This window comes from Natronoglycomyces albus (assembly GCF_016925535.1).
GTDB lineage: Bacteria > Actinomycetota > Actinomycetes > Mycobacteriales > Micromonosporaceae > Natronoglycomyces > Natronoglycomyces albus.
The window spans coordinates 1383514-1409207 of sequence record NZ_CP070496.1; the positions used below are offsets into that span (position 1 = coordinate 1383514).

Sequence of the window (25694 nt, forward strand, 5' to 3'; positions counted from 1 at the left end):
CGGCCTGGATCTGTCTTGGCCGGGCTTTGCCGTGTTCGGGCCTAAACCCGAGGCTCGCTCAGGTGCGTGCTTTCCGCGAAACGGCGCATGCGCCTACCAGCCAAGAACGAGCCTGGAAGCACATTCGCCGCCGGTGCAGCCCCCTCGGCGCTGCTCACCTCGGTGAGCTGCGCTGGCGGTGGTCAGCAGCGGTACTCGAATGGTCTCTCCTGCAACGGACGCCCAACCATTGACCATGGTGCCCGTGCACAGGGGTCCACGTCAGGGGCAGACGGTGAGCTCTCCGGTGAGAATCGGGGTCCGCACCATCGCCACTGCCGCCACTTTGTGTCCACGGGTCCGCCCACGATCTCTACGGAAGGCCGACAATGACGATTGCCGTCACCGGCTCCATCGCCACTGACCACCTGATGTACTTTCCCGGCCAGTTTCGGTCCCAACTGGCCACCTCCCGGGCCACCTCCTCCAGTACCGACCATTTTTCGCTCTCCTACGTCGTCGATGACCTCGTCGTGCGGCGTGGGGGAGTGGGCGCGAACATCGCCTACGGCTTGGCTCAATTGGGTTTGGAACCCATTTTGGCTGGCGCGGTCGGCAAGGACTTCGACGATTCCTTCCGCCCCTACTTGGAAAGCTCTGGGGTCGACTGCCGTCACGTGTACATCTCCCCGACAGCTCACACTGCCCGCTATGTGTGCACCACGGACGTGGACATGAACCAGATTTCCTCGTTCTACACCGGGGCCACGGCTGAGGCGATTGACATCGACCTGCTTGACATCTCCAAGCGAGTCGGCGGGCTCGACCTGGTCGTCATCGCCTCCAATGACGCCAGCGCGATGTTGAAGTACGCCGATCAGTGTCGCCATAAGGGCATTGACTACGTGGTCGACATCGGTTCTCAGGTCTCACAACTAGACGACGAGCAAGTCTCGCGTTTGATCACAGGAGCGACATACCTGTTCGTCAACGAACACGAAAGGGCGCTGTTGCAGTCCAAGACTGGCTTGGACTTGGAAGGCCTGATGCAGCGAGTGCGGGTGTTGGTGACGACTCGTGGCAAGGACGGGGTGGAAATGCAGGGGCGCGGCATTGACCGCGTTACCGTACCGATTGCCCGCGAGATTCGGGTTTATGACCCCACTGGGGTGGGGAATGGATTCACCGCGGGGTTTATCGCAGGACTGTCGTGGGGGGTGTCCTTGCGGCGAGCGGCCGAATTTGGCAGCCTCCTGGCGACTTTGGTGCTGGAGTCTGTTGGCACTCAGGAGTACGCGGTGGAGCCGGTGTCGTTCGTGCGGCGATTGGATGAGTCCTATGGCCCGGCCTGCGCGGCCGAGGCTAGTGCCCGGCTCACGCCGGAGGGTTAGCCTCACCGTTGGGTCACGGTATAGACCACGTGATCCTCGGCGTCGACCGCCGACACCAGTTCCGCAGACCGCATTCGGCACCAAGCCGGGATGTCGACCCTTGCCGCGGGGTCGTCGGCGAGCAGTCGCACGGTTGTCTGTGGCGGAGCGTCCTTGAGCCGCTTTGCTAGGCCAATGACCGGTAGCGGGCAGCGTTTTCCGCGATAGTCGAGCGTTTCCACAAAGGTAATTATGGCCTACGGCAACGCCACGGGGTGGCGTCTAGGGCATCTGCCTTGCCCTGGCGGTGGCCTGACAGTGGCATAACTTGGAGAACACTCACCTCATGTGTTGCACCTTGGTGACTCGTCAGCCCCATGGTCCCCACTGGTCACTAAACCGCAGAGGGCGTATCAGCGGACAAAACGCACACGGTAGGCTCATTCCAGGCAAGTGGCCAACAACTCTTGCTCGGGCCTCTTGGCTGACCGGTGACGACGCGATGGGCGATTCGATACCGCGTAGGCCCTCGGATGAGGCACAGACTTCTTTCTCAGAGCTGGAGACAGCTCACGGGGAGTGGACGGACTTGGTGGGGCTTTCAGAGTTCGTCCACTCCCGCCTCAATTCTCAGCCTCCGCACCGATTCGGCGGTCACAGCGAGGAACCGGTCGACCTCTTCTTGAGTCACCCCCGGATGTAGCGAGACGCGGATGTTTCCGTGCGAGAGCGCCCCCATTGCCTCCAGCACATGTGAGGGTCGCAGCTGGGAGGACGTGCATGCCGATCCCGACGACACGGCGAAACTTTCCCGGTTGAGCTCGTGCAGCAGCGCTTCCCCATCCACGTACAGACTGGAAAAAGTCACGATATGTGCCGCGCGCTCCTCGGGGTGCCCCACGACCTGCGTATCCGGGATGAGAGTGGTGACCTGTTCGCGAATGTGGGACGTCAGGCTTCGCATGCGCTCCACGTCGGGCCCCTGAGTGGCCCGCACCGCCCGCAACGAGGCCGCCGCAGCGACCGCCGCCGGAATATCGACTGAGCCCAGGTCGCGATCCGATGGTGAATCGTCGCCCGGCCACGGATTGCGCCACCGGGTCCCGCGCCGCACCACGAGCACCCCGCAGCCGGGCAGTGACCCCCATTTGCGTGGGCTTGCCGCCGCCAACGCCCAGGGCGCGGCTGGCAACGCCTCAACTGGCGCCGAGGCGGCCGCGTCGACCAACACCGGTACTCCAGCCGCGGCTGCGACCACCTCGTCGATGGGTTGCCGCGTGCCAACTTCATGGTTGACCGATTGCACCGCCACCAAAGCCGCCTTCGGCACAGATGAGCTCAGCTCATCCACATCGACCCGCCCGTATCGGTCGACCCCGATCTGGGCAACGGAACCGCCCGATTGGGAATGCCACGCCGCCGCATGCAGTACCGATGAGTGTTCGACCGCACTGTGGGCGAACAGGTCACGTTGCGGGCGCGCCCGCAACACGCCCAGTGATCCGCTGTGTACCGCATGTGTGCCCGAATGTGTGAAAACGACCTCATCTGAGAGAACGCCCAGGGATTCGGCCAAGGACTCGCGGGCCGCGTCCAAAAGCATCCGCGCCTTCCGGCCATCGGAGTACAGTCGGCGTGGATCAGCCCAGCCGTCGGTCAAAGCCGCAGCATAAGCCTGACTAGCGGTCGGGTGGATGGGAGCGGCCGTGGCGGCGTCGAAATAGGTTGGGTGCACGTCTTTAATGTAGAAGACACCGGGCACGAATACTGCCCCCCTGCCTCACGGGGCCAACTTCGACCAGTAGGCTCTGAATCGTCGCGTCAGCGCGACACTCCTTGCCCTATGCCACCGCCAGTGGCACCGAGGCAGCCCGATCAAGATGAGGGCTCGTTCAGGAGCACCTCCACGGTACGCCCGAGATCGTGTCTACATTGGTAGACTTCCTCGCTGGCGGCTTGCGGAGGCAACTCTGGGCGCAGCCTCGTACCCGGATACTAATTAAGAACTAGTGCCAAGAAAGGCTTGAGCAGGTGGTCGGAAAACCGTCCCGAGCGGCGCGAAGTCGCGCCCGCCGCAGCATCGGTCTCCTAGGCATCGGCGCACTGCTGCCCTTGGTGCTCAGCGGATGCAGTCTCGAAGAAGCGTTCCACCTTGGGTGGCCGCGCACTCAGCCCACGGACCAGTCCGAAATGATGATGGACCTGTGGATCGGGGCCGTCATCGCTGCGCTGGCCGTCGGTGCGATCGTGTGGGGACTTACCTTCTGGTGCGTCGTCCGATACAAGAAGAAGGACGATTCGCTTCCGGTTCAGACTAAGTACAATCTTCCTGCGGAAATCTCCTTCACCGGTATTCCGTTTGTCATGATCGCGGTGCTGTTCTTCTACACCGTGGTGGTGCAAGACGAGGTCAATCGGATGGAAGAGAACCCGGACACCACGATCACTGTGACTGCCTTCAAGTGGAACTGGGAGTTCGGCTACGACCGCGAAGACGCCGCCGGAGAGCAGATCACCACGACTGGTAACAGCAATTACATCCCCATCGTCGTGGTCCCCAATGACTCGCGCGTGGAGTTCTTCCAGACCTCACCGGATGTCATCCACTCTTTCTGGGTGCCGGACCTGCTGTTTAAGCGGGACGTGATCCCCGGTGAGGGCCAGGAAAACGCGTGGCAGGCCGACTTCCACACTGAGGGCACCTTCGTGGGCCGCTGTGCGGAACTGTGCGGTGCCTACCACTCGATGATGAACTTCGAGATGCGTGTGGTCTCGCCCGATGAGTTCGAGGCGTACCTAGACAATCGTGCTGAGGGTATGAGCAGCCCCGAGGCGCTCGAAGCGATCGGCCACGAGCCGTACGCTGTCACCACTGTTCCATTTGACACCCGGCCTGACTCCGGTCAGCCCAGCGGCGACGAGGGGAACTAGCCATGCGCACAGAACACCGCATGTTCTTCTGGGTCATGATCACCATGTTCCTGTTCGCCGGTATTTACGGCTACTGGACATTGACCGACGACACAGCCGCGTTTGGCGGCTCTGGTATCGAGTGGGTCGGCTTTGTGGCCCTTCTCCTTTCGGGTCTGCTGTGCGCGATGGTGTGGGCTTATTTCTGGATGGTGTCGCGTCGTATCGACGACCGTCCGGAGGACCGCGCTGATGGTGAAATCTCCGATGTCTCCGGCGAGGTGGGTTTTTTCAGCCCTGGTTCCTACTGGCCCTTTGGCATCGCCTTCTTCGCGATGATCACCGGTTTCGGCGTCGTCTACTGGGTTCCGTGGGTCATGGTCGCCGGCACGGTCGGCATCCTTGGCACCAGTGGCGGCCTCTTGTTCGAGTACTACACGGGCACGAGAAAGTTTGGGCCCCAGTAGAGGTCCGAACCTTGGGTACAGCGGGCCTCAATTGATGCCCGAGCCTTGGGCGGTTCCCTTGACTGGGATTGGCCCTCACATAGCTATCAAAGGTGGGACGAGAAGCAACGCTTCTCGTCCCACCTTTGTTGTTGCGGGAGGCCTTGAGGCTTAACTCTGGGCGAAGCGGCCTCAGCGGGGTGGCTCGTCGGCGCGAGGGCCGAGGCCGTAGTAGCGCAGCAGGTTCGCCGTGGAGCGTGTCATCAGAGGCAACTTGTCGACTGGGTGCCAAGCCACGTCCCACACCTCAGAGCCGTCTACGGCCAGTTGAGTGGTTTCCGGGTCGCGTTCGAGCGTGAAGACGTTGTCGACCCACCGGCCGTGAGTGTGGACCACGGCGTTTGGGGTGGCGGGCTTTAGCTCCTGGAGCGTGGCTTCGATGCCGGATTCTTCGTGTAGTTCCCGACGCGCGGCGTCTATGGGTTCTTCGCGCCGTTCCATGAGCCCCGCCGGTAGCGTCCAGGCCTTCCCGGGTGGTTGTAGCAGCATGAGCAGGTTGCGATGTTCCTGATCGAACACGAGCACCACCGAACCCAGCGTGTAAGTGGGGGTCAAGAGCCGTACGAGGCGGCGTTTGACCGGTCGCGGCAGCGAATAGTAGACCCACATAGCGCTCTTGCGCACAAAATTCGGACGTCTAGTGCGTACTGGGGGAGAAGTCACCGGGCCACTGTACTTGAAGTGGGGCGCGCGCACCGATAGCCCAGAGCCGGGCCGAGAAACGGCTTCTCTGCCCCAAAGGAGGGACAACCGCCATCAAACACCAGGTGAGCCCTTTGGCTGCCGCAAAAGGTGAGGTGAGTTGGCCGATACGCCGGATTCTGTCGTGGGTGGCCATCCATCTGGGCGAGCCGTCGCCGACTCGCTCGTGCGGTCTACCCGCGAACTCGGGCGGGCCGCCCTCGAACGTTCGCGTTGAGATCTCCCTCGAAGTTCACATCGCGGAAGAGTCTCGTCTTGACCTTGCTCCGGGTGGGGTTTACCGAGCCGACGCCGTCACCGACGCCGCTGGTGGTCTCTTACACCACCGTTTCACCCTTACTGATTCCTCGCTTATAAGAAGCCAGGTCAGCGGTCTATTTTCTGTGGCACTATCCCGCAAGTCACCTTGGGTTGCCGTTAGCAACCACCCTGCCCTATGGAGTCCGGACGTTCCTCGACCGAGATCACGGCCGCGACCACCTAGCCAACTCACCTCACTTGCCTATCGTAAGCTGACGACCCGATGGATGTCATAGTGGTCCTGGTTCTCCTCGCCGCCGGAGTGGGAGCTGGAATGGTCAATGCCCTTGCAGGCGGGGGTTCTCTCATCAGCTACCCAGCGTTGTTGGCTGTGGGTGTCCCACCCATTTCCGCGAACGTCACTAACTCGGTGTCCGTGGCTCCGGGTTACGTCGGAAGCGTCATTGGCAGCCGCTCCCAGCTCAAAGGGCAGCGACAGCGCATCATCAAACTCATCCCGACCGCCTGCTTGGGCGCGTTGGCGGGGACGGCGTTGCTTTTGACAACGCCACCGTCGCTATTCGAGGCGATCGTGCCGTTCCTGATCATTACCGCCGCCATCCTCATGGCCCTGGGCCCGACTCTCAACCGGCTCCTAGCCTCCCAAGCGGACGCCCAGGGGGAACATCCGGTCCTCATCCACGTTCTCATCGCTCTCGCGTGCGTCTATGGCGGCTACTTCTTGTCGGCGATCGGCTTGGTCGTTATGGCCTTTCTGGCCATTTGTGTAAACGACAGCCTGCCACGCATGACAGCCCTCAAGAACATCATCACCATGTGCATTGGCCTCATCGCCGCCACCGTCTATAGCCTGTTGGCGTCCGTGGAGTGGACAGCTGTCATGGCGTTGGTCCCCGCCACCTTGTTGGGTGGCTGGCTAGGTGCGAAATTGGGGCCTCGGTTGCCGCAAAAGCCGCTGCGATGGGTGATCATCGCCTACGGGCTCACCGTCGGCATTATTCTCTTGGTGAGGTACTGGTGGATGTAGCCGCCTGCCTGGCTATGTGTTCGAAAGCGGCGCGAGACACAGAGCGCGCACCGTGGCCACTGGCGCGTTTCTAAGGAAGGATGGGGTCATGCCGATTCTGCGTATCGCACTAGCTCAAACCAATCCCGTTGTGGGAGACATCGACGGCAACGCCGAACAGATCCTCAACGCCGCCGAGCGTGCCCAAGCAGCGGGAGTCCATCTCCTTGCCGCCGGCGAAATGTCTTTGACGGGGTATCCGGTCGAGGACCTTGTCTTGAGACAGGCGTTCATCGATGCGGGGAAGCGGCGTGTGACTCGTCTGGCCGAGGAACTTGGCGAACGCGGCTGCGGCGATGTCGCCGTGGTCATGGGCTATGTGGATTCCGACGGCCCGACCGATCCCGGCCCCCGCTCCACTCATGGCCCCCGCAACACCCTTGCCTTGCTGCAACACGGCGAAGTGAAGTTCACTTACTTCAAACATCATTTGCCCAACTACGGCGTCTTCGACGAGGCTCGCTACTTCGTGCGGGGTGACGAGCTCACCGTCGCCCGAATTGGGGGCGTCGACGTGGCGTTCGTTATTTGTGAGGACATGTGGCAAGACGGTGGCCCGTTCCCGGCCGCCGCTCAATCCGGCGCGGGTCTCATTGTCAGCATCAACGCCTCCCCATACGACCGCAGCAAGGAACGCACCCGTCAACAGCTGCTCGCCCGCCGTGCTCAGGAGACTCGAGCCCATATCGCCTATGTCAACATCGTCGGGGGCCAAGACGACCTGGTGTTCGACGGATCCTCGACTGTTGTTGACCCGCAGGGCAAACAGGTGGCGCGGGGCCGCCGTTTTGTGGAGGACTTTCTGGTCACCGAGCTGGACCTACCCGGGCCCGATGGTCTTGACATAGCCAATACCGCGGACAATGCGATGACCGTGCGCTATGTGACGCTCTCATCGGATCAGCTCCCCAGGCCGGGCACTGTGGCTGCCAACGACGTCGTGCCCGAACTGTCGGACACCGGCGAAATCTGGGAAGCACTGCGGTTGGGCCTTGCCGACTACGCGACGAAGAACCGGTTCGCCTCGGTGGTGTTGGGACTTTCCGGCGGCATAGACTCCGCTCTGGTGGCGGCGCTAGCCTGTGACGCGGTGGGCGCCGAGAACGTGTGGGCCTACGCCATGCCCACGCAGTATTCTTCGCAGCACTCGCTTGATGACGCGGCGGATTTGGCCAAACGATGCGGACTGCACTTCCATGAGGTCCAGGTGCAACCGGTTGTGGATGCGTTCCTGTCGGAGATGTCCTTGTCGGGTTTGGCGTTGGAGAACCTGCAGGCGCGCGTGCGGGGCACGATTCTCATGAGCCTGTCCAATCAGCATGGGCATCTGGTGCTTGCCACCGGTAACAAGAGCGAGTACGCGGTGGGGTATTCGACGCTGTATGGCGATTCCGCCGGTGGGTTCGCTCCCATCAAGGACGTGCCGAAGACGACGGTCTATGAGCTGGCACGCTGGCGCAACGCCCAGGCTCGGGCGCGCGGAGAGGTCGAGCCGATCCCGGAGAATTCGATTCAGAAGCCGCCGTCCGCGGAGCTGCGGCCCGACCAGCTTGATTCGGATTCGCTGCCCGACTATGAGGTTTTGGACGCGATCCTAGAGGCGTATATCGACCGTGATCAGGGGCGCGATGAGTTGGTCGCTGCTGGTTATCCGGTTGATCTGGTGCGGACTGTCACCGGTTTGGTCGATGGAGCCGAGTACAAGCGTCGCCAGTCGGCCCCCGGTACGAAGATCTCCGCCAAGTCTTTCGGGCGCGATCGTCGGCTGCCGATCACCAACCGCTTCCGCGGTGGTTTGGATGGGAACGTATAGCCAGCTCTCGTATCATCTGCCTCAGAAGTGACAAATATCCCACTCGCGCCTGAGGCACCTTCACCTTTGGTGGGGGTGGGATTTAGGCTCTTTGCTAAAGAGACCCATTCGCCGCGAGGAGAAAGTCTCAAAAACCACCCGGGGACCGACTGGCCGGGCTGATAGTAAGTGCGTACGCGGACTCAATAGGGTAGGCCCTTCTGAAGATGGTCAACCCGCCAAGCCCGATGCGGATGCCTTCAAGCCAGCCCGCAAGGCCGGCCACGAGGAGCAAAGGAGCTTCACCATGCTCACATCGACCAATTCCGGCGACGATGTACCGACCCTGTACGGGCCGGGGAAGAAGATTTCACGCATACGTACCCGCCACCTTCTCGAAGCCAAGGAACGTGGCGAGAAATGGCCCATGCTCACCTCCTACGACCAGTACACAGCTCGACTTTTCGACGAAGCGGGCATCCCGGTGCTGTTGGTGGGGGACTCGGCCGCGAACAACGTCTACGGCTATGAGACCAGCCTTCCCGTCACTACCGAAGAACTACTTCCGCTGGTCAAGGCTGTGGTGCGATCAACGCAACGAGCGTTGGTCGTCGCAGACTTGCCATTTGGCTCCTATGAGGCGGGACCCGAACAAGCCCTAGCCACCGCTGTGGGATTCATGAAAGCTGGCGCGACGGCCGTCAAGCTCGAAGGCGGCCAACGTATGGTCGAACAAATTCGAGCGCTCACCAATGCGGGCATTCCCGTCATGGGTCACGTCGGCTTCACGCCGCAAAGTGAGCATGTGGTCGGCGGATACCGCGTGCAAGGGCGCGACACGCAGGCCCAGGCGGTTGTGGCCGACGCCCACGCGGTCTATGAGGCGGGCGCCTTCTCGGTGGTCTTGGAAATGGTGACCGCTCCGGTCGCCGAACAGGTCACAAAGGAACTGCCCATCCCGACTATCGGGATCGGAGCCGGGCCTGGCACCGACGCCCAGGTCTTGGTATGGCAGGACATGGCCGGACTCAACCAGGGGCGTAAACCACGATTCGTCAAGCGTTACGCCAACGTCGCCGAGGTGATCCAGCAGGCGGCGCAGGACTTTGCCGACGAGGTCAAGGGCGGCACGTTCCCCGCCCAAGAGCACACCTTCGATTCCTAGAACCCAGTCTCTCCAGGTGTCGGCATTTGGGTTCGACGTCTTCGATGTGACACCATGGTGCTGACCCTGGAGAGGGAATCTGCGGAAGGAACCTCATGAACTGGCTCCGTGACAACAAGCGCATCTTCGCGATCATCGTCTTGACGGTGATGGTCATGCCGTTTACCACCAGTGTCTTTGGCCTGATCGGAGCCTTCGCGACGATCGTGGGAGGCTGTGTGCTCGCCGCGATTCCCGTTGGCGAAGAACGCGCCTCACAGCGGGAGAAAAGCCGCACCTTCACTGACTACTAGGCCTTTAGACCCATACTTGGCCTCGCCTTTTCTTCAGCGCCACAGTCGCACCCTCACTGCCTAGACCTGTGCCACACGCACGGTGACCGCGACACACACATGAATTCGCCTCACCGATTCCCACATCCTTGCCTGGGGAGACTTCGCTCCGGTATTCCCCGTTGCCCGCGTATACGGCGTTTTGCCCCTCCGCAACACCGTTGACATAAACCGGTGGCACACTGAAGGGCGTGGAACGTCAACAAGAATTCGTCCTCCGGACGCTCGAAGAGCGCGACATCAGGTTCGTGCGCCTGTGGTTCACCGATGTCCTGGGCACCCTGAAATCCGTGTCAGTCGCGCCCGCCGAATTGGAGGCCGCCTTCGAAGAGGGCATCGGCTTCGACGGATCAGCCATCGAAGGGTTCGCTCGTATCTACGAGGCCGACATGATCGCCCTGCCCGACCCCTCCACCTTCCAAGTCTTTCCCTTCGAGGGCGGTTTGGCAGGCGAATCGGCACGCATGTTCTGCGACATCGTCACCCCCGACAGCGCACCCAGCTGGGCGGACCCGCGCCACGTACTACGCAGAGCCCTAGCCAAGGCCGCGGACAAGGGCTTCACGTTCTACGTTCATCCCGAGATCGAATTCTTCCTCTTGACCGACACTCCCGCGGACGGCACCGAACCCACCCCAGTCGACGATGGCGGCTACTTCGACCATACGACGCACGCGGTAGCCCGAGACTTCCGCCGCCTAGCGATCCAAGCGCTAGAACAGATCGGCATCTCCGTGGAATTTAGCCACCACGAAGTCGCACCCGGACAGCAAGAGATCGACCTACGTTATGCCGACGCCCTCACCACCTCAGACAACATCATGACGTTCCGGCACGTGGTCAAGGAAGTGGCGCTGACCAATGGCGTCCACGCCTCGTTCATGCCCAAACCCTTCACCGCCCAGCCCGGCTCCGGCATGCACAGCCACCTATCACTGTTCGAAGGCGAAAACAACGCCTTCCACGACGCCAGCGACGAACAGCGACTCTCCACCACCGCGAAGTCCTTCATCGCTGGGCTGCTGCGCCACGCACCCGAATACACGGCCGTGACCTGCCAGTGGGTCAACTCCTACAAACGCCTCTACGCCCACCCGATGCCAGGCAAAATCTCCGAAGCCCCCACCCATGTCTCCTGGGGCCGCGCCAACCGCTCGGCCCTGGTACGCGTCCCCGCATACGGCAAACCCAACTCCGCGCGGGTGGAGATCCGATCTCTGGACTCGGCCACCAACCCCTACCTCGCCTACGCGGTCTTGCTAGGAGCGGGCCTCAAAGGCATCGAAGAGGGATACGACCTGCCACCAGGCTCCGAAGACAACATCACCTCGCTGTCCAACGTCGAACGCCTCGCCGCCGGATATCAGCGCCTGCCCGCCAACCTAGCCGAGGCCCTAGACGCCATGGAATCCTCCGAACTCATCCCCGAAGTCTTGGGCGAACACGTTTTCGACTACTTCCTGAAAAACAAACGGGCCGAATGGGAGGACTACCGGACCCAAGTCACCGCCTACGAACGAACGCGTTACCTCACGCTCTGAAGACCCACCGAACCAAACGTTAGGCTGAAGACGTGACAAATGTGTTGGTAATCGAGAACAACCCCAGCCAAGGCCCCGGACGCCTGGTGAGTTGGCTGGAAGCCTCCGGCGCGAAACTCACCCTCGTGCGAGCGCACGCGGGCGAGGAGGTGCCCCCCTCAGCGGGCGACTACGACGCCCTCATCGCCCTCGGCGGTGGGCGGGGAGCGGAGTGGACCGACTCACTGGCCGCCCTCCTACGCACCGCCGTGGCCGAGAAGACCCCGACCCTGGCCATCTGTTCCTCGGCCCGCCTGCTCGCCACCACCTTCGGCGGCAGCCTCAGCCCAGTGGAAAACCCCGCTATGGGCCCACGCATCCTCGCCAAACGCGACGCGGCCGGGAACGACCCCATCTTCGGGCCCGCCCCCATGGCCCTCGACGTCATCTGGTTTCGCCGCGAAGACATCGACACCCTGCCCGACAACGCGGTCCTACTCGCCGCCACCCCACATGGAGGCAAAGAAGTCTTTCGCCTGGGAGAAAGCGCCTGGGCCGTGCAAGCCCATGTCGAATTCACCGACGAAGTCCTCGCCACCCTCGAGGGCTTCGACGCAGCAGCCCTCCAACGATCCGCCGACGTCCAAGAATTCATCGTCAGCACCTGGAAACCCATCGTCGACCGCTTCGTCCGCTACGCGGCCGGCGGTCGAGCGGGAATGCCGCTACCACTGCTGACCGACCCCTCCTGAGACGAGGCGGCCCATGAACGACATACTGGCCTCAGCCTCCAAGGCCCTCGCCGAAGTCACCCCCGCGACCCTGGAAGACCTGGGCCAAGCAACCGAGGCCAACCTGACGAAAACGTGGCGCGGAAATCTCGCCCGCATCGCCATCGAAGACCTCAGTGGACGCGCCGACCTCACCCAGACCACCGCTGCCATCTCCCAGCTGGCAGACGCGGTCATACAGCGTGGCCTGGCGCTGGCCGAAGCCGAACACCCACTGCCGGAAGGCACCCGGTTGGCCATCATCGCGATGGGCAAAAGCGGCGGCTACGAACTCAATTACGTCTCCGACGTCGATGTGGTCTTCGTCGCCCAAGGGGACCTCAGCGCGGCCTCCAACCTCGCCGCCAGAACAATGCAAATCTGTTCGGCCGCCACCTGGCCCATCGACGCAGGTCTGCGCCCCGAAGGACGCAACGGCGCACTCGTACGCACCATCGGCTCCTACCTCGAATACCTCAAGCACTGGGCTCGCACGTGGGAATTCCAAGCCCTACTCAAAGCTCGCGCCTGCGCCGGAGACATGCGCTTGGGCCAGGAGTGGATGGACGCGATCGCCCCCATGGTGTGGGAAGCCTCGCTGCGCCCCGGCATCGTCGAAGACGTCCGCGCCATGCGCCGCAAGGTCGAACAGTCGATCCCCGCCCACCGGGCCGCCGCCGAAATCAAACTTGGACCAGGCGGACTGCGTGACATCGAATTTGCCGTGCAGCTACTACAACTGGTACACGGGCGAGGAGATGAGAGCCTCCGCGTCCGCTCCACCCTCGAAGCCCTCGACGCCCTCGTCGAAGGCGGATACTTGGGGCGCGAAGACGGAGCCGATCTGGCCCGCACCTACACCTTCCTACGCACCGTTGAACACCGCCTTCAGCTCCAACAACTACGCCGCACCCACCGGATACCCGACGATGGAGAGAAACTCCACTGGCTGGCGCGCAGCCTAGGACACCGCAGCGTCGAACAGTTCCGCAGCGAATGGGCCAAACACGCCGCCACCGCCCGCCGACTACACGAAAAACTCATGTACCGGCCCCTACTGGAGGCCGTCACCCGAGTACCGACCAACGAACTTCAGCTGTCCACCGAAGCCGCCCACAGCCGCCTGTCCATTTTGGGTTATGCCGACCCAGCCAGAGCCATGGGCCACATCAAATCCCTCACCGCCGGACTGACGCGCACCGCCACCATCCAAAGCACCTTGCTCCCGGTGATGCTGCGCTCCTTCGCCGCCAGCCCCGAACCCGACCGTGGGCTCCTGGCCTACCGCCAAGTATCCGAAAAGCTCGGCCGCACACCCTGGTTTCTCAAACTCCTGCGCGACGGCGGGCCCGCCGCAGTCCGCCTAGCCCGCCTCCTCGGCAGCTCTCGCTACCTCACAAACCTTCTGCTGCGTCACCCCGAATCACTGCGCATCCTCTCGGAAGACTCCGAACTGGCTCCCCGCAACGCCACAGACCTCGCCGCAGGCCTCTTCGCCGCAGTCGACCGCCATAGCGATCCTCATGCCGCCGTCGCCGTCATCCGCGCCCTGCGCCGCCGCGAACTCATCCGCGTCGCCGCCGCGAATCTCCTGCTGCTCATCGACATCGACGAGGTCGGTACGGCACTGACCGATATCACCGACGTCACCCTCCAAGCCACCCTGCGCGCCGCAGCCCGAGCCGTCGGATCGACCGTCCCCATCGCCATCATCGGCATGGGCCGCCTCGGCGGAGGCGAAATGGGGTACGGCTCCGATGCCGACGTCCTCTACGTCCACGCCGGTACCACCGACGAAGAACGAACCCACGCCCGCGAAATCATCGAACTAACCCAAAAACTGCTCGCGGCCCCCGCCGGCGACGACCCACCGGTCGACCTCGACGCCGGGCTACGGCCCGAAGGCAAAGGCGGTGCTCTCGTACCCAGCCTCGAGACATACCGACGCTACTACGAGAAACGCGCCCGCCTGTGGGAACGCCAAGCGCTCTTGCGCGCCCGACCCGTCGCCGGAGACGAGGGACTATGCGAGCAATTCATAGCGCTGGCCAACGAACATCGCTACCCTCAAGGCGGACTCAGCGACGCTGAACTTATCGAGTTTCGACGTATGAAGGCCCGGGTCGAAACCGAGCGTCTTCCGCAGGGGGCTGATCCGTCCTGGCACACCAAACTTGGGCGTGGGGGACTGGTCGACGTGGAGTGGTCGGCCCAATTGCTGCAGCTGCGACACGCCGCCCAGATCCCGCAGTTGCGTACGTGGGGCACTGTCCCGGCGCTTCAGGCCGCCCGGAGTGCCCGACTGGCCGAGACCGGTGCCCTAGATGACCTCATCGCCTCCTGGCAGCTGGTGTCGCGGGTGCGCAACGCGATCACGCTCTCGCGGGGAACTTCGCGAGATGAACTGCCGCGCAACGCCGCCGAACTGCAAGTATTGGCACAGATTCTGGGCTATGAACCCGACAGCGAGGAGTTCACCGACCGCTACTTGCGTCTGACGCGCAAGGGGCATATTGCCGCGACCAAGCTCGTCTACGATGTCGACAACCTCAATGGTCTGAACTGAGAATTACCGATCGCACGTATCGGTCAGGGCCGAACGATACTTCGAGCCCCAGGTCGCCAGCGGCTCCAGTGCCTCGTTTAGTTCTTGTCCGGACGCGGTGAGCGCGTACTCGACTCGGGGCGGCACTTCGGCGAAGACCGTGCGCTCCACGATCCCGTCGGCTTCCAGCTGGCGCAAGTGCTCACCGAGGACCTTCTCGCTGACCGAATCGAGCATCCGCCGCATTTGCGAAAACCGTTTGCCGCCATCGGACAGCGCCCAGATGATAAGCACCTTCCATTTGCCGCCGATCACGTCCACGGCCGCGTCGATCCCGCACACGTAAGGTGCGTCTCTTTTTGACGCCACGGCGCCCTCCTGACCTGATCACTAACCCGCAGGTAAGTATCTCACCTGCATGTACGTTCTTGTACAGCCTACTGTGCCGGGCCATGATGGGGCTGCGGTCGGCCTTCGGCCGCAGCGCGCCCGGCGTACTCGGACGCGCACCTGCGGCAGGTTTGTGGGCTCGTTTGCCAACCGGCGAACCGGCCCTGCGAAAGCCTGCTCAGGGGATCCTTCCTGCAACCCTTTTGGGAGAAGACAATGTCGAAAATTGGAACGCGGATCAGTGTGATTGGAGTCGGCTCGATGGGTGGGGCTGTGGCCGCCCGCCTGATCGAGACTGGTCATGAAGTGACCGTGTGGAACCGCACTGCTTCCAAGGCCGAAGCGCTGCGTGAACGCGGAGCCGTCGTGGCCGAGGATCTGGCGGCTGCCATCGACGCCTCTGAACTCATTGTCATCCTGCTGTTGAACTATGACATCGCCGAGCAAAATCTCTGGCCACTTGCCGCACACCTGCGCGGTAAGACTGTTGTCAACCTCACCACCGGTACCGACGTGCAGGCGAATGCCTGGGCTGAATGGGCTGAGTCCCACGATATCGCCTATGTGGACGGAGCGATAATGGCGACCCCTGACCTCATTGGCCACGATGAGGCCCTATTGCTCTACTCCGGACTTGCTAGCGCCTATGACCGGCATCTATCCATTCTGGAACAGCTCGGCACCAGTCAGTACTTCGGCCCCAAGCCTGGCACCGCGTCACTGTACGACACAGCGATGTTGACCGGCATGTACACGATGTTCACCGGCTTCCTCCACGGTGCGGCCGTGGTGGCCAAGGATGGTCTGACCGCAGTAGATCTGGCCGCGGGCATGAGCCAGTTCCTCGGCGCGATGGCGCATGCCTTGCCGCACGTGGCGCAGGTGGTCGACAGCGGGAACTTCGAGACCGGTACGGAGCAGACGCTGGATTTTACGGCCAACGCACTGGACATCATCGCGGCCAACGCCTCCTCGCAAGACATCGACACATCGTTGCTGGATTTGTTGCGCGGCATGGTGGAGCGCCAGCGGGAAGCGGGCTTTGGCCAGCATGACTTCGCCCGTTTGGCGCTGAGCTTTACGAAAGAGTAGAGCTGCGCGATGAGGGGGGCGACCGGCCGTGGCTAGTGGCCCTCCATACATACCCGGATGGGCAGTAATGGGTGACAACGAGACCTCAGCAACTTTCGGCTCGTAGTACAGCTGGTGAAACACAGGTATCGGGATGAGGCGGAAATCTGAGATTGATTGGCGTTATCCGAGGTTAAGCCTTGACATTGATGACCTTCTCTATTTATAAAGAAATCTATCTATTAGGGCTCTTTACTGATGATGGGAGGTTGTCATGCGGAGACTCACAAAGCGACGTGTGGCGCTCGTTGCCGCATTCGCTATGGCAGTCGGTTCCGTGCCGGCCGCGTTTGCCTATGCCAATTCCGGGACGGCTGAAGCGGCGTGCGAGTACGACGCCTGGTCCGCTAGCGAAATCTACGTCGGCGGCGATCGCGTTAGCCACGACAACGAACAATACGAAGCAAAGTGGTGGACTCGGGGAGAAGTGCCTGGAACCACTGGAGAATGGGGCGTCTGGAACGGCCTTGGGCCCTGTGAGGGCGACGATGACCCCACCGATGACCCCACCGATGACCCCACGGACGACCCGACCGATGACCCCACCGACCCTCCGCCTCCCCCCGGCGACAACTACAACATCGGCTACTTCACCAACTGGGGCGTCTACGACCGCAATTACCACGTGAAAGACATCGTGGAGACTGGCTCCGCCGAGCACCTCACCCACATCATGTACGCCTTTGGGAACGTCCAAGGTGGAGAATGTCGCATCGGCGACTCATATGCCGACTACGACCGCTTCTACTCCGCTTCCGAATCAGTCGACGGCGTAGCGGACACCTGGGACCCCGGGGCACTGCGGGGAAACTTCAACCAGCTGAAGAAGCTCAAGGAAATGTACCCACACATCCAGGTCGTGTGGTCGTTTGGCGGTTGGACATGGTCCGGCGGCTTCGATGAGGCGGCCCAAAATCCCGAACACTTCGCCAGTTCGTGTTACGACCTGGTGAACGATCCGCGTTGGGATGGTGTGTTCGACGGTATCGACATCGACTGGGAATACCCGGGCGACTGTGGACTGAGCTGTTCGGACGCCCCTTACGAGGCATTCCCGAACCTGATGTCGGCATTGCGTGATGAGTTCGGTTCCGACCTGGTGACCGCCGCGATCCCGGCTGACCCTCGCGATGGTGAGAAGTTGGACGCGGCCGATTACGGCACGGCAAGTCAGTACGTCGACTTCTACATGGCCATGACGTATGACTACTTTGGCGCGTGGGCCGCGCAGGGACCGACGGCGCCGCACTCGCCGTTCTCTTGCTACGACGGCATCCCGATCGCTGAGTTCTGCACCGAAGCGACGATTTCCAAGCTACGCAGCCTCGGAGTCTCTGACGAGAAGATTCTCTTGGGGCTGGGCTTTTACGGTCGTGGCTGGCAAGGCGTGTCGCAGTCAGAACCTGGTGGCACTGCCACAGGGCCCGCTCCCGGCGAGTATGAGCAGGGGATCAACGACTACAAGGTGTTGATCGAGAATTGTCCGCCCACAGGCACCATCGCCGGAACCAGTTATGCCTACTGTGGAGGCCAGTGGTGGAGCTATGACACGCCTGTTGAAATGGAGGCCAAGGCAGCTTGGGCCGCATCTCAAGGTCTAGGTGGCGTGTTCTTCTGGGAGCTTTCCGGGGACCGAAATGGCGAATTGATCACGGCGCTCAATAACGGTCTCAATTAGTTAAGTACAACGTAATCTGGCGCTGCTCAAGAGTGGGGCGGAGGATACATCCTCCGCCCCACTTATGCGATGACCTGCGAGCCAATGACTTCTGTGGCAGGTGAGGTAGCGATGCCGCCCCGCAGTGCTTTTTGCAGTGCGGATGCTCGAAGTCTGGATTTCCGATTAGGGCCATTGACTACCGGAACGTACTTATCTATAAACAAGCTTATCTGTTAAATATCTTTAGGATTGGAGGTTGGCGTGTCAACTTTTAAGAAACGTGGTCTGGTTGCCCTCGCCGTCAGCGTTTTGCTGCTGGCGACCGCCCCGGCCGCATACGCCAACAACAGCGACAGTGACAGTGACACCGAGCCCACCACGACCACATGTGAATACCAGCAATGGCAGACTCACACCGTCTACGTTGCCGGAGACCGCGTGAGTCACCTGGGCCAGCAATACGAAGCCAAGTGGTGGACAATGCTCCAACAGCCCGGCACGACAGGGGAGTGGGGAGTCTGGAAACACCTCGGCGCGTGCGAGGAAACTCCCGGTGAGGACGCCATTGTCGCCGGTTACTACACCAACTGGGGTGAATACAACGTCAAAGACATCGTCGAGACCGGCTCGGCGGAGAAGTTGACACACATCATCTACGCGTTCGGCAACGTCGAAGACGGAGAATGCACCATTGGTGACCCCTGGGCCGACTTTCAGCGCCCCTATGAGGCCCACGAATCGGTCGACGGCATTGCCGATGATCCCGACCAAGACCTCAAAGGCAACTTCAATCAGATCTTGAAGCTCAAAGAGCAGTACCCTCACATTCAGGTTCTGTGGTCGTTTGGCGGTTGGACGTGGTCGGATGGCTTCGACGAAGCGGCAGAGGACCCCGAACACTTCGCCAGTTCGTGCTTCGACCTGGTCAACGATCCGCAGTGGGATGGCGTGTTCGACGGCATCGACATCGACTGGGAATACCCGGGAGACTGCGGCCTGACCTGCTCGGAGGCCCCGTATGAGGCGTACCCAGCTCTCATGTCGGCCCTGCGCGACGAATTTGGCTCCGACTGGTTGACTGCCGCCATCAGCGCCGACGCTCGTGACGGTGGCAAGCTCGACAACGCCGATTACGCCGGTGCGGCGGAGTTCATCGACTTCTACATGGTCATGACCTATGACTTCTTTGGATCCTGGCAACCCGAAGGACCGGTGGCTCCTCACTCGCCGCTGCACTGCTACGAAGGGATTCCCATCGCCGGGTTCTGCGGTGAAAATGCGATCGACAAGCTCATTGACATGGGCATCGGCGAGGAGAAACTCCTGCTAGGTCTGCCCTTCTACGGTCGAGGGTGGGAAGGCGTGGAAAGCTCAGAGCCAGGCAGCCCCGCCACCGGAGCCGCCACTGGTGCGGACCGCTATAAGGACCTGATCGAGCGGTGCCCAGCGACCGAAACCGTCGGTGGAACCGCCTACGGCTTCTGCGATGGCGAATGGTGGAGCTACGACACGCCCGCAACGGCTGAATATAAGGCCCAGTGGGCGGCGGAGCACAACCTTGGCGGCGTGTTCTTCTGGGAGCTCTCAGGAGACCGTGATGGCGAGTTGATTACCGGACTGCACGCCGGTCTCAACGGCTAGCGCCCTGGTAGCCGCATTGCGGCGGGACGGACCGTGCTCCCGGCCCGCCGCAATGTGTCGGCCTCAAAGCGGCCCGACGAGTTGGCCCGACCATAGTGGCCCAAACCTCGTCGCGAAGCTGTGTGGCCATAAGCTATCCTTGCTAACGGTTCACAGAACTCTAGTAACGGGACGTGGCGCAGCTTGGTAGCGCACTCGCTTTGGGAGCGAGGGGTCGCAGGTTCAAATCCTGTCGTCCCGACCAAAAATCCCAGGTCAGAGGGGCATTTCTGGATTCATCTTGTATCCAGCGGCCTCTCTTGTCCGTCATTTGTCCGTGGGACTTGTCGTCCCGTTTTAACATTAGCCGATACTAACCAGACGAGTTTGTGGGCTCGATCGTCTCTGGGTGGTCTCTCCGCATCCGCTAATTGATAACGGTTGTCAGTGCTTTCGGCACTCGCACTGCGCACCCGGTCGAAGTCATCTAGGCGTGGCAGGTCGGTCTGGTTGAGGGTGGGCATGTTCCGCAGAGTCCCGAAACTGGTGATGGCTTCGAGTAGGGAGTCTTTGAGTCGGGGAGGTAGCAGTGCCAAGTCCCGCAGGTTTTCGATGGGGATGATGTCGAGGTCATAGCGGCCGCGGGTTGAGTCGGTGAATTCTGGCCCGGTGCGTTTGCCAGCCTTGGGGCTGGAGAGGTGGACTGAGTAGAACAATTGTGTGTCTTGGCTTGTGAGGCATAGGACGGGCCGGGGTCGGACTGTGAAGGTTGTTCCTTCGCCGAGTTCTTCGCCGAGTTCTTCGCCTAGTTCGCGCAGCAGTGCGGCTTCCAGACTTGGATCGGAGTGCTCGACGTGGCCTCCGGGTAGCACCCAGTATGGTGTTTGGTCGGGCACGGTGCGTTTGATGGTCAGGATGGCGTTGTCGCCGATGTGGATGATTGCGCGGACACGGATGGCCATGTTGCCTTTCTTTGCGTCTTGGGATCTCGGCCGGTTCGCGTGGTCGAGTAGTCCAAAGTGCCTATCGAACATTCCTAACTCACCCCAGGGCCTATGGCTTTGGGGGTGGATTCAGCGCTGTATCAGCTTTGAACCCACCCCAGTACGTTTGCCGGGCTTTTTCTTTAGTGGTTGTCGATGCTCTTGCCGCCTATGTCAGCGCGCTGCCCGGCTGTTTGCCCGTGCCCGATTCCGGTGCCGGTGAGGTATCGGCGTCCTGCGGTTCGAGTGCGTGGGTATTCCGCGTTCAGTGCGTCCAGGGAGCGTTGGGCTCGATCCGCCAGTACTAGTTCTACCGACTCATCGGTGCTGGGTGTGTCGTTCGCGGCGCAACGGTGTGCTTGTGCCAGTCGTTTGGTTACCGTAATGGCAAATCCCGCGAAGAAGGTGCGTCGGTAGGCTGAGGTGTTCTCGCCGGGGAGCGGTCCCGGTGCGGCCCGAAGCGCTCGGTCGGCCTGGATCAGTAGCGAGCCGAAGAGCATGAGGGCTTGGTCGATGTCGGTTTTGTGCCCGAAGGCGTGCAGGATCGTTGCACGTCGAGGTGAAACTCCTGGCTTATGGAGTCGGACCACTGCGCACCGGAACGCCTCGAAGACCCCAGCGGCGAGTCCGACCTTGTCGACGACGTAGGGGGCGTTGATGTCGACCTTGGTGCTGGTGAGGTTGTCACTTGTTCCCTGGCGGGCCTCGAGCAAGGCTTGGTCGATACCGTAGCGGGCTGCCAATTCCATTGCTTTGGCTGTGTATGTCTCGGCCTCGGCAGGACTGGTAGCAGCGTCAGCTGCTTTCGTGAGCAGCGCACGGACTTTCTCGAGTTTCGGGTCAGTCATTGACTGCGATCCTTTCAGATAAAAAGCGGCTGGCCGACCCCATCGTGGGGCGGCCAGCTGACGTTGGGTTGTTTAGGGGAGGGTCCGAAGTCATGTGGACGTAAGGTATTGGTCGAGGTTTATGTCGTAGGTGATTTTCTCCGCTGCTTTACCGGTACTCCGTTTCTCTGACCCGGGCATCATTCGGTGGCGATGCCGCGTTGGGCACGCTTCCTTGACCCGGCGAGCCCGGTGGCGACGCAAGGCGGCCCCAGAAGCAATTCACTTGGGAATTGCTTTGCAAGGGCCGCCTTGCAGCGAAGCGGTCGGCACCGGCCGCCGGGTAGCGTGCTTGCCAACGCGGCGCGCGGAGGGTTGGCCAGAGAGGGCAGATCCGGGCGACGGGTCGAAGAGCTGACCATGCCCGAGCAATCGAAGTCAACGTAGACCAGATGGACACGCCCTACTCGCGTTCTGCACTCTCACAGGGCCATAAGGAACCAGCCGAATTTTAACGGCGTTAAAAACCACCGTCTAAGTTCTGAACCGTTTCAGGGTTCAGAACAGGGCAGGGTGAACGATGCTGCCCGTGGCCTCGGGTTGCTCATCACCCTAAGAGGGTTCAGAACGAAATGTAGATGACGCCCGGGGCGGCGGAGTCTGCTTTCCCGTAACCCTGAGAGGGTTCTTAACTTGTTGGTGCGGTGCGGTGCGGTGCGGTGCGGTGCGGTGCGGTGCGGTGCGGTGCGGTTGGTTTGGTTAACGTTTCTACTTGTTCGTTTCATCATCGCGGGTTTGGTTAGAAGCGTTGACACGTTGCCAAAATTCCACGACTTGGGCTTCTAGCTCGTCGCGCCAGGCAGCGTTTGGCCACAGATGCGCAGTTACTGGAAGCGCTCGCAGTTCTGGGTTGGTGTCGACCTTGGACACGATCGCTACCAGTGTGCCTACAGCTGCTCCAGCTTCGGCCGGTTTGGGAAGTGCAAGCCGAACCTCGACTACATGGAGACCTTGACGCGTAACAAGCTCTAGTAGACGCTGTTTGACCCGCACAGTGTGAACGACCAACGGTTTAAACATGCGCCACCTGGCTGTTCGTTGATAGGCGCTTAGGGCATCGCTGTGCGGCTTGGAATAGGTGATCTAGCCATATTGGATTATCGGACCAATTCGCTCCAAGGCGCGATGCGAGCAGTATTGATTGACGGTCTGCGACTTTGATGAGTGCCGCTATTGATCGCGAGCCGTCGTGAACTCTGACCGTCACCAGTGGCCGGTGCGGGTCACGCTCCAACAATAGAGGGAACCCTCCTATGCGTACCCTAAGCATTGATAGCCACCTTCAAATTGTTTCGACGCACCATGTCCAATAGCTGTGGTGCGTATGGCCATCCCGGGTCTAGGATGGGTTTGCCCGCGTCCCTCACTTCTCCGAGTACGATGCGTGGGGCGACATCGAGGTGAAGTGCGACGCCGCAGAACACCCAACCTGTGTGAGGGCGGAGTACCTCCAGGCTGGCTGTCTCGGCGGTGCGTTGTGAGACCCGGAAACGTAGCTGTCCGATCGTGATGTCTCCGGTATTTTCATTCGTGCCATGGTCGGGCTCAATCAAGGGCAGAACTTGTGTCAGTGGTTCCGCCGATGCGACTATCCGGGGAATGTCTATGTGGCCCTTCCTACGGGCTCGGCGTTGGCGTAGGCGTTTCAACATTGGCCCACCGCCTGCGTTTTTGCTGTTTTTATGGATGCTTTTACCGCTTGGTTACGCCTGTCGCGTAGGCGACGTCCTGAGCCGCACCATGCCAAGCGCAGCCACGTGTTTGATGAATCCGCGCGTCTACAACGGCGGCAGTGGTCCAGATGCCTCAGCAGTCGTGTCCGAGCCTCATCTGGTGCGATTGCTTCCCATGTCATCGTTCACCTCGATGTTGGTTGACTGTGGCAACCATGTTTCCGCTCTGCTGTCGATGGCACCAGGACATCGTCGTGACATCTACCGGACATCTGGTACGCATAGAGGTGACAACATGCCCTTGAGCTGCGCAAATGACCGCATGCGGGGTATGTTCGGTGTCTCAGTAGGTTCCGCCGCGAAGGCGGGCCTGGGGGAGTTTCGAGATTTCCAGGCCCCTTACCTGAATGCGAAAATGATCTTGAAAACTAGTGATATTCGTACTAGTGTTTCAATCATGTGCATTGAAGGTGAGCTGTTGAACTTCCGTCGCATTCGTGGGAAGCGAGTTGACTTGGAAGGCTTTACAGGGTCGGAGCTACACGCGCGATGGGCTGATGAGGATTCGCGTTCGTGGACGCATCGGCAGATCACGCTGCATCGCGCGGCCCTTTGGGTCGTCACTCTCACCTCTTACGAAGGGGGCCGTTCGCGTGTCTATGATGAGCACGCTCGCGCGATGGCTGTAGTCGAGAAGCTTAAGAAGACCCCGAACGGGAGAAACGAACTGGTCGAATTTCGCAAAAGTGAGACCACGTAGCCAACGTGGGTGATGTGAACACGACACTGCCAGCCAGCTGGTCAAACTAGCGACTGTTCGGGACTTTTACCAAGGAGAGCTTGCTGGACATTTACGTCTCAGAGCGTTACGCCAGGTGTGGCTCGAGTATGGAATTGACCAGATTCAGTCTTTGAGAAACACGTTCGGAGTCAACATCGAGTTGGGCGGCATTTGCGAGCGCTTCCTCAGCACTGTCTCGGTTGCCAGCTCGTGCGTACCCTTCTGCCAGCCACGTTTGGTACAGCGCGACTTCTCGGATGTGCTCTGGGGGATATTCAGCAACAGCTTTAGCGATCAAGGGGGCCGCTTTCGCTGGGTTTCCCAGTGCGATCAGGCAGCGTCCCGCCATGATGTCGATTTCAGATTGATTGAGCCAGTAGGTCCAATCAGGAGTTTCTGATTTCGTTTGCTGATGTCGCTCGTATGCGAGCTGGACCTTATCGAGTGTGCGCAAAGTGAGCGAACTGTTTTGTTGTTTAGCTGCTGCCCAGGCAACTCGTTCAAGTATAAGAGCCTCAACCAAGGGCCCCGTTTTTCCGTCTGTGCCCTGAGCTGCAGTTTGGGCTAGAAGAAGCGCTTCTGGGTCTAGAGAGATATTTGTCTTTTGGTAGGCCAAGCATGAGAACAACTGTGCGGTTAGTCCAATGTCGCCAGCTGCACGGGCTGCATCGGCCCCCTTGAGGTATGCGTGCTCTGCCAGGGCATATTGCCCAAGGTCAGACGCGATCCATCCTGCCAATTGGTATAGCTCAGCCGAGGGGCCAGCGGCACGACAGGCTTCGATTTCATTGAGCACTATCGGAAGCATCTGGCTACCTGCAACGGTGTCGTCAAGTCTGCGCAAGGTAATGATGCGCTGTGTAACACTGGTGGCTCCTGCTAGTTGGGGAACGTCGTCCATCAGCCAACCATGAGCGGCGCGAACCGGATCGGTCGTCGACCACGCTGCGTTCGGGTAACTCGTGGCGTCATTGCTGTTTGAAACGACAGAGGCTAGTTGGTCAAGGCTAAGCCCTAGTTCCGAGGCCAGGTCACGTCGAGTAGTTGGATACGGCGAACTTGTTCCCGCTTCCCACCGGGCCACTGTCCTTGGGGAAACGTGAAGCGCTTCAGCTAGGGACTCTTGTGTGTGTCCTGCACGGGATCTAGCCTCGCTTAGTTCAATTCGACGAACCATCTCACGATCCTATATCTAAGTGTTGACGCAGTTCAAGCGCCATTTAGGGTAGCTTTTCGCCACGTTTTTGGGGCGGCACAGCCGCTGTCAGAACCCGGAGACATTTCGGTCCTCCCATTACTCGCACAACGGGCCAGCCTTGGGCGGAGACTCGGCCCCGCGTTTGGGTGCGAACCAGGGGCCACATCGGGAGCTATTCATCCATGGTTACCAAGGTGACGAAGAGCGCCCATGAAATGAGCGCGATGCTGATCGTGGTGATGTGGATGTCGCGCCGACAGAGCCAGTTCCAGGCACAGAGGGCCGTGATAGAAGCGATGCAACCGGCAATAAGGAGTGCTAGATAAAATGATTCCATTAGGGGTTGTTGGTGCTTTCGTGGTCTAGGGCTGGCAGAAGCATCGAGGACGACTCAGACTTGGGAACTGTCCGCCCGGCGGCTAGGTACCGTTTCTAAGCGAGGTCTCACTTCGC

22 protein-coding genes, 1 tRNA gene, 1 other RNA gene and 2 pseudogenes are annotated in these 25694 nt (G+C 60.9%); 15 read left to right on the forward strand and 11 right to left on the reverse strand.

Annotation, left to right across the window (positions count from 1 at the left end; translation table 11 throughout):
- The first annotated feature begins 368 nt into the window (after positions 1-368).
- Positions 369-1370 (forward strand): carbohydrate kinase family protein, encoded by a 1002-nt coding sequence (locus JQS30_RS05860; protein WP_213172436.1) that lies wholly within the window; start codon positions 369-371, stop codon positions 1368-1370.
- Positions 1371-1372: 2 nt separating this feature from the next.
- Here the strand turns inward: JQS30_RS05860 and JQS30_RS05865 are convergent, their stop codons facing one another.
- Complete coding sequence (locus JQS30_RS05865) at positions 1373-1600, reverse strand: sulfurtransferase TusA family protein (protein WP_343076190.1); 228 nt, start codon at positions 1598-1600, stop codon at positions 1373-1375.
- 350 nt (positions 1601-1950) lie between these two features.
- Positions 1951-3084, reverse strand: a complete 1134-nt coding sequence (locus JQS30_RS05870) for a cysteine desulfurase family protein (RefSeq protein ID WP_213172438.1) — start codon at positions 3082-3084, stop codon at positions 1951-1953.
- Positions 3085-3380: 296 nt separating this feature from the next.
- On the opposite strand from JQS30_RS05870, the gene ctaC reads away from it, so the two are divergent.
- Positions 3381-4280, forward strand: coding sequence for an aa3-type cytochrome oxidase subunit II (gene ctaC / locus JQS30_RS05875; protein ID WP_213172439.1), 900 nt, complete (start codon positions 3381-3383; stop codon positions 4278-4280).
- Between the two features lie 2 nt (positions 4281-4282).
- Positions 4283-4726 (forward strand): cytochrome c oxidase subunit 4, encoded by a 444-nt coding sequence (locus JQS30_RS05880; protein WP_213172440.1) that lies wholly within the window; start codon positions 4283-4285, stop codon positions 4724-4726.
- Between the two features lie 171 nt (positions 4727-4897).
- Here JQS30_RS05880 and JQS30_RS05885 read toward each other — a convergent pair whose 3' ends face one another.
- Together JQS30_RS05885 and rnpB are read right to left on the reverse strand one after the other, a co-directional pair.
- Positions 4898-5374: an NUDIX hydrolase gene (locus tag JQS30_RS05885; RefSeq protein ID WP_343076191.1), complete on the reverse strand. Its 477-nt coding sequence runs from the start codon at positions 5372-5374 to the stop codon at positions 4898-4900.
- 185 nt (positions 5375-5559) lie between these two features.
- An RNA gene (gene rnpB, locus JQS30_RS05890) (RNase P RNA component class A) lies at positions 5560-5959 on the reverse strand.
- A 31-nt stretch (positions 5960-5990) separates the two neighbouring features.
- Between rnpB and JQS30_RS05895 the strand changes: the two genes are divergently transcribed.
- From JQS30_RS05895 to JQS30_RS05925, 7 genes and pseudogenes are all read left to right on the forward strand, one after another.
- Complete coding sequence (locus tag JQS30_RS05895) at positions 5991-6755, forward strand: sulfite exporter TauE/SafE family protein (RefSeq protein WP_213172442.1); 765 nt, start codon at positions 5991-5993, stop codon at positions 6753-6755.
- Between the two features lie 88 nt (positions 6756-6843).
- On the forward strand, positions 6844-8607 hold the full coding sequence (locus JQS30_RS05900; protein ID WP_213172443.1) for an NAD+ synthase: 1764 nt from the start codon (positions 6844-6846) through the stop codon (positions 8605-8607).
- A 286-nt stretch (positions 8608-8893) separates the two neighbouring features.
- On the forward strand, positions 8894-9751 hold the full coding sequence (gene panB, locus JQS30_RS05905; RefSeq protein ID WP_213172444.1) for a 3-methyl-2-oxobutanoate hydroxymethyltransferase: 858 nt from the start codon (positions 8894-8896) through the stop codon (positions 9749-9751).
- Between the two features lie 95 nt (positions 9752-9846).
- The gene (locus JQS30_RS05910; RefSeq protein WP_213172445.1) at positions 9847-10044 is read left to right on the forward strand and encodes a hypothetical protein; all 198 of its coding nucleotides are present in this window, start codon (positions 9847-9849) and stop codon (positions 10042-10044) included.
- 230 nt (positions 10045-10274) lie between these two features.
- A complete protein-coding gene (locus JQS30_RS05915) occupies positions 10275-11624 on the forward strand; it encodes a glutamine synthetase family protein (protein ID WP_213172446.1) in 1350 nt (449 codons plus the stop codon).
- Positions 11625-11656: 32 nt separating this feature from the next.
- Entirely contained in the window at positions 11657-12355 is a 699-nt protein-coding gene (locus JQS30_RS05920; protein WP_213172447.1) for a type 1 glutamine amidotransferase, read from the forward strand.
- 31 nt (positions 12356-12386) lie between these two features.
- Positions 12387-14939: pseudogene (locus JQS30_RS05925) on the forward strand (bifunctional [glutamine synthetase] adenylyltransferase/[glutamine synthetase]-adenylyl-L-tyrosine phosphorylase); the annotation flags it as partial.
- Between the two features lie 3 nt (positions 14940-14942).
- On the opposite strand, the gene JQS30_RS05930 reads toward JQS30_RS05925, so the two are convergent.
- Complete coding sequence (locus JQS30_RS05930; protein ID WP_213172449.1) at positions 14943-15287, reverse strand: winged helix-turn-helix transcriptional regulator; 345 nt, start codon at positions 15285-15287, stop codon at positions 14943-14945.
- 237 nt (positions 15288-15524) lie between these two features.
- Between JQS30_RS05930 and JQS30_RS05935 the strand changes: the two genes are divergently transcribed.
- The 4 genes from JQS30_RS05935 to JQS30_RS05950 all read left to right on the forward strand — a co-directional run bounded on the left by JQS30_RS05935 (position 15525) and on the right by JQS30_RS05950 (position 19984).
- A complete protein-coding gene (locus JQS30_RS05935; protein WP_213172450.1) occupies positions 15525-16400 on the forward strand; it encodes an NAD(P)-dependent oxidoreductase in 876 nt (291 codons plus the stop codon).
- A gap of 253 nt (positions 16401-16653) precedes the next feature.
- Positions 16654-18117: a glycosyl hydrolase family 18 protein gene (locus JQS30_RS05940; protein ID WP_213172451.1), complete on the forward strand. Its 1464-nt coding sequence runs from the start codon at positions 16654-16656 to the stop codon at positions 18115-18117.
- Between the two features lie 243 nt (positions 18118-18360).
- Positions 18361-19740 carry a glycosyl hydrolase family 18 protein gene (locus tag JQS30_RS05945; protein ID WP_213172452.1) on the forward strand — a complete coding sequence of 460 codons (1380 nt, stop codon included), beginning with the start codon at positions 18361-18363 and terminating at the stop codon, positions 19738-19740.
- A gap of 167 nt (positions 19741-19907) precedes the next feature.
- Positions 19908-19984: transfer RNA gene (locus JQS30_RS05950), tRNA-Pro, on the forward strand.
- A 31-nt stretch (positions 19985-20015) separates the two neighbouring features.
- Here JQS30_RS05950 and JQS30_RS05955 read toward each other — a convergent pair.
- The 4 genes from JQS30_RS05955 to JQS30_RS05970 all read right to left on the reverse strand — a co-directional run bounded on the left by JQS30_RS05955 (position 20016) and on the right by JQS30_RS05970 (position 23142).
- The gene (locus JQS30_RS05955; protein ID WP_213172453.1) at positions 20016-20681 is read right to left on the reverse strand and encodes an NUDIX domain-containing protein; all 666 of its coding nucleotides are present in this window, start codon (positions 20679-20681) and stop codon (positions 20016-20018) included.
- 164 nt (positions 20682-20845) lie between these two features.
- Positions 20846-21550 carry a DUF2786 domain-containing protein gene (locus JQS30_RS05960; protein WP_213172454.1) on the reverse strand — a complete coding sequence of 235 codons (705 nt, stop codon included), beginning with the start codon at positions 21548-21550 and terminating at the stop codon, positions 20846-20848.
- Positions 21551-22297: 747 nt separating this feature from the next.
- Positions 22298-22609: a hypothetical protein gene (locus JQS30_RS05965; protein WP_213172455.1), complete on the reverse strand. Its 312-nt coding sequence runs from the start codon at positions 22607-22609 to the stop codon at positions 22298-22300.
- 242 nt (positions 22610-22851) lie between these two features.
- Positions 22852-23142, reverse strand: a complete 291-nt coding sequence (locus tag JQS30_RS05970) for a hypothetical protein (protein WP_213172456.1) — start codon at positions 23140-23142, stop codon at positions 22852-22854.
- A 577-nt stretch (positions 23143-23719) separates the two neighbouring features.
- On the opposite strand from JQS30_RS05970, the gene JQS30_RS05975 reads away from it, so the two are divergent.
- The gene (locus JQS30_RS05975; RefSeq protein ID WP_213172457.1) at positions 23720-24022 is read left to right on the forward strand and encodes a hypothetical protein; all 303 of its coding nucleotides are present in this window, start codon (positions 23720-23722) and stop codon (positions 24020-24022) included.
- 106 nt (positions 24023-24128) lie between these two features.
- Here the strand turns inward: JQS30_RS05975 and JQS30_RS05980 are convergent, their stop codons facing one another.
- Complete coding sequence (locus JQS30_RS05980) at positions 24129-24944, reverse strand: NsdA family TPR-like regulatory protein (RefSeq protein ID WP_246498082.1); 816 nt, start codon at positions 24942-24944, stop codon at positions 24129-24131.
- A 102-nt stretch (positions 24945-25046) separates the two neighbouring features.
- Positions 25047-25220, reverse strand: a pseudogene (locus tag JQS30_RS17790) (helix-turn-helix transcriptional regulator); the annotation flags it as partial.
- Between the last annotated feature and the right edge of the window lie 474 nt (positions 25221-25694).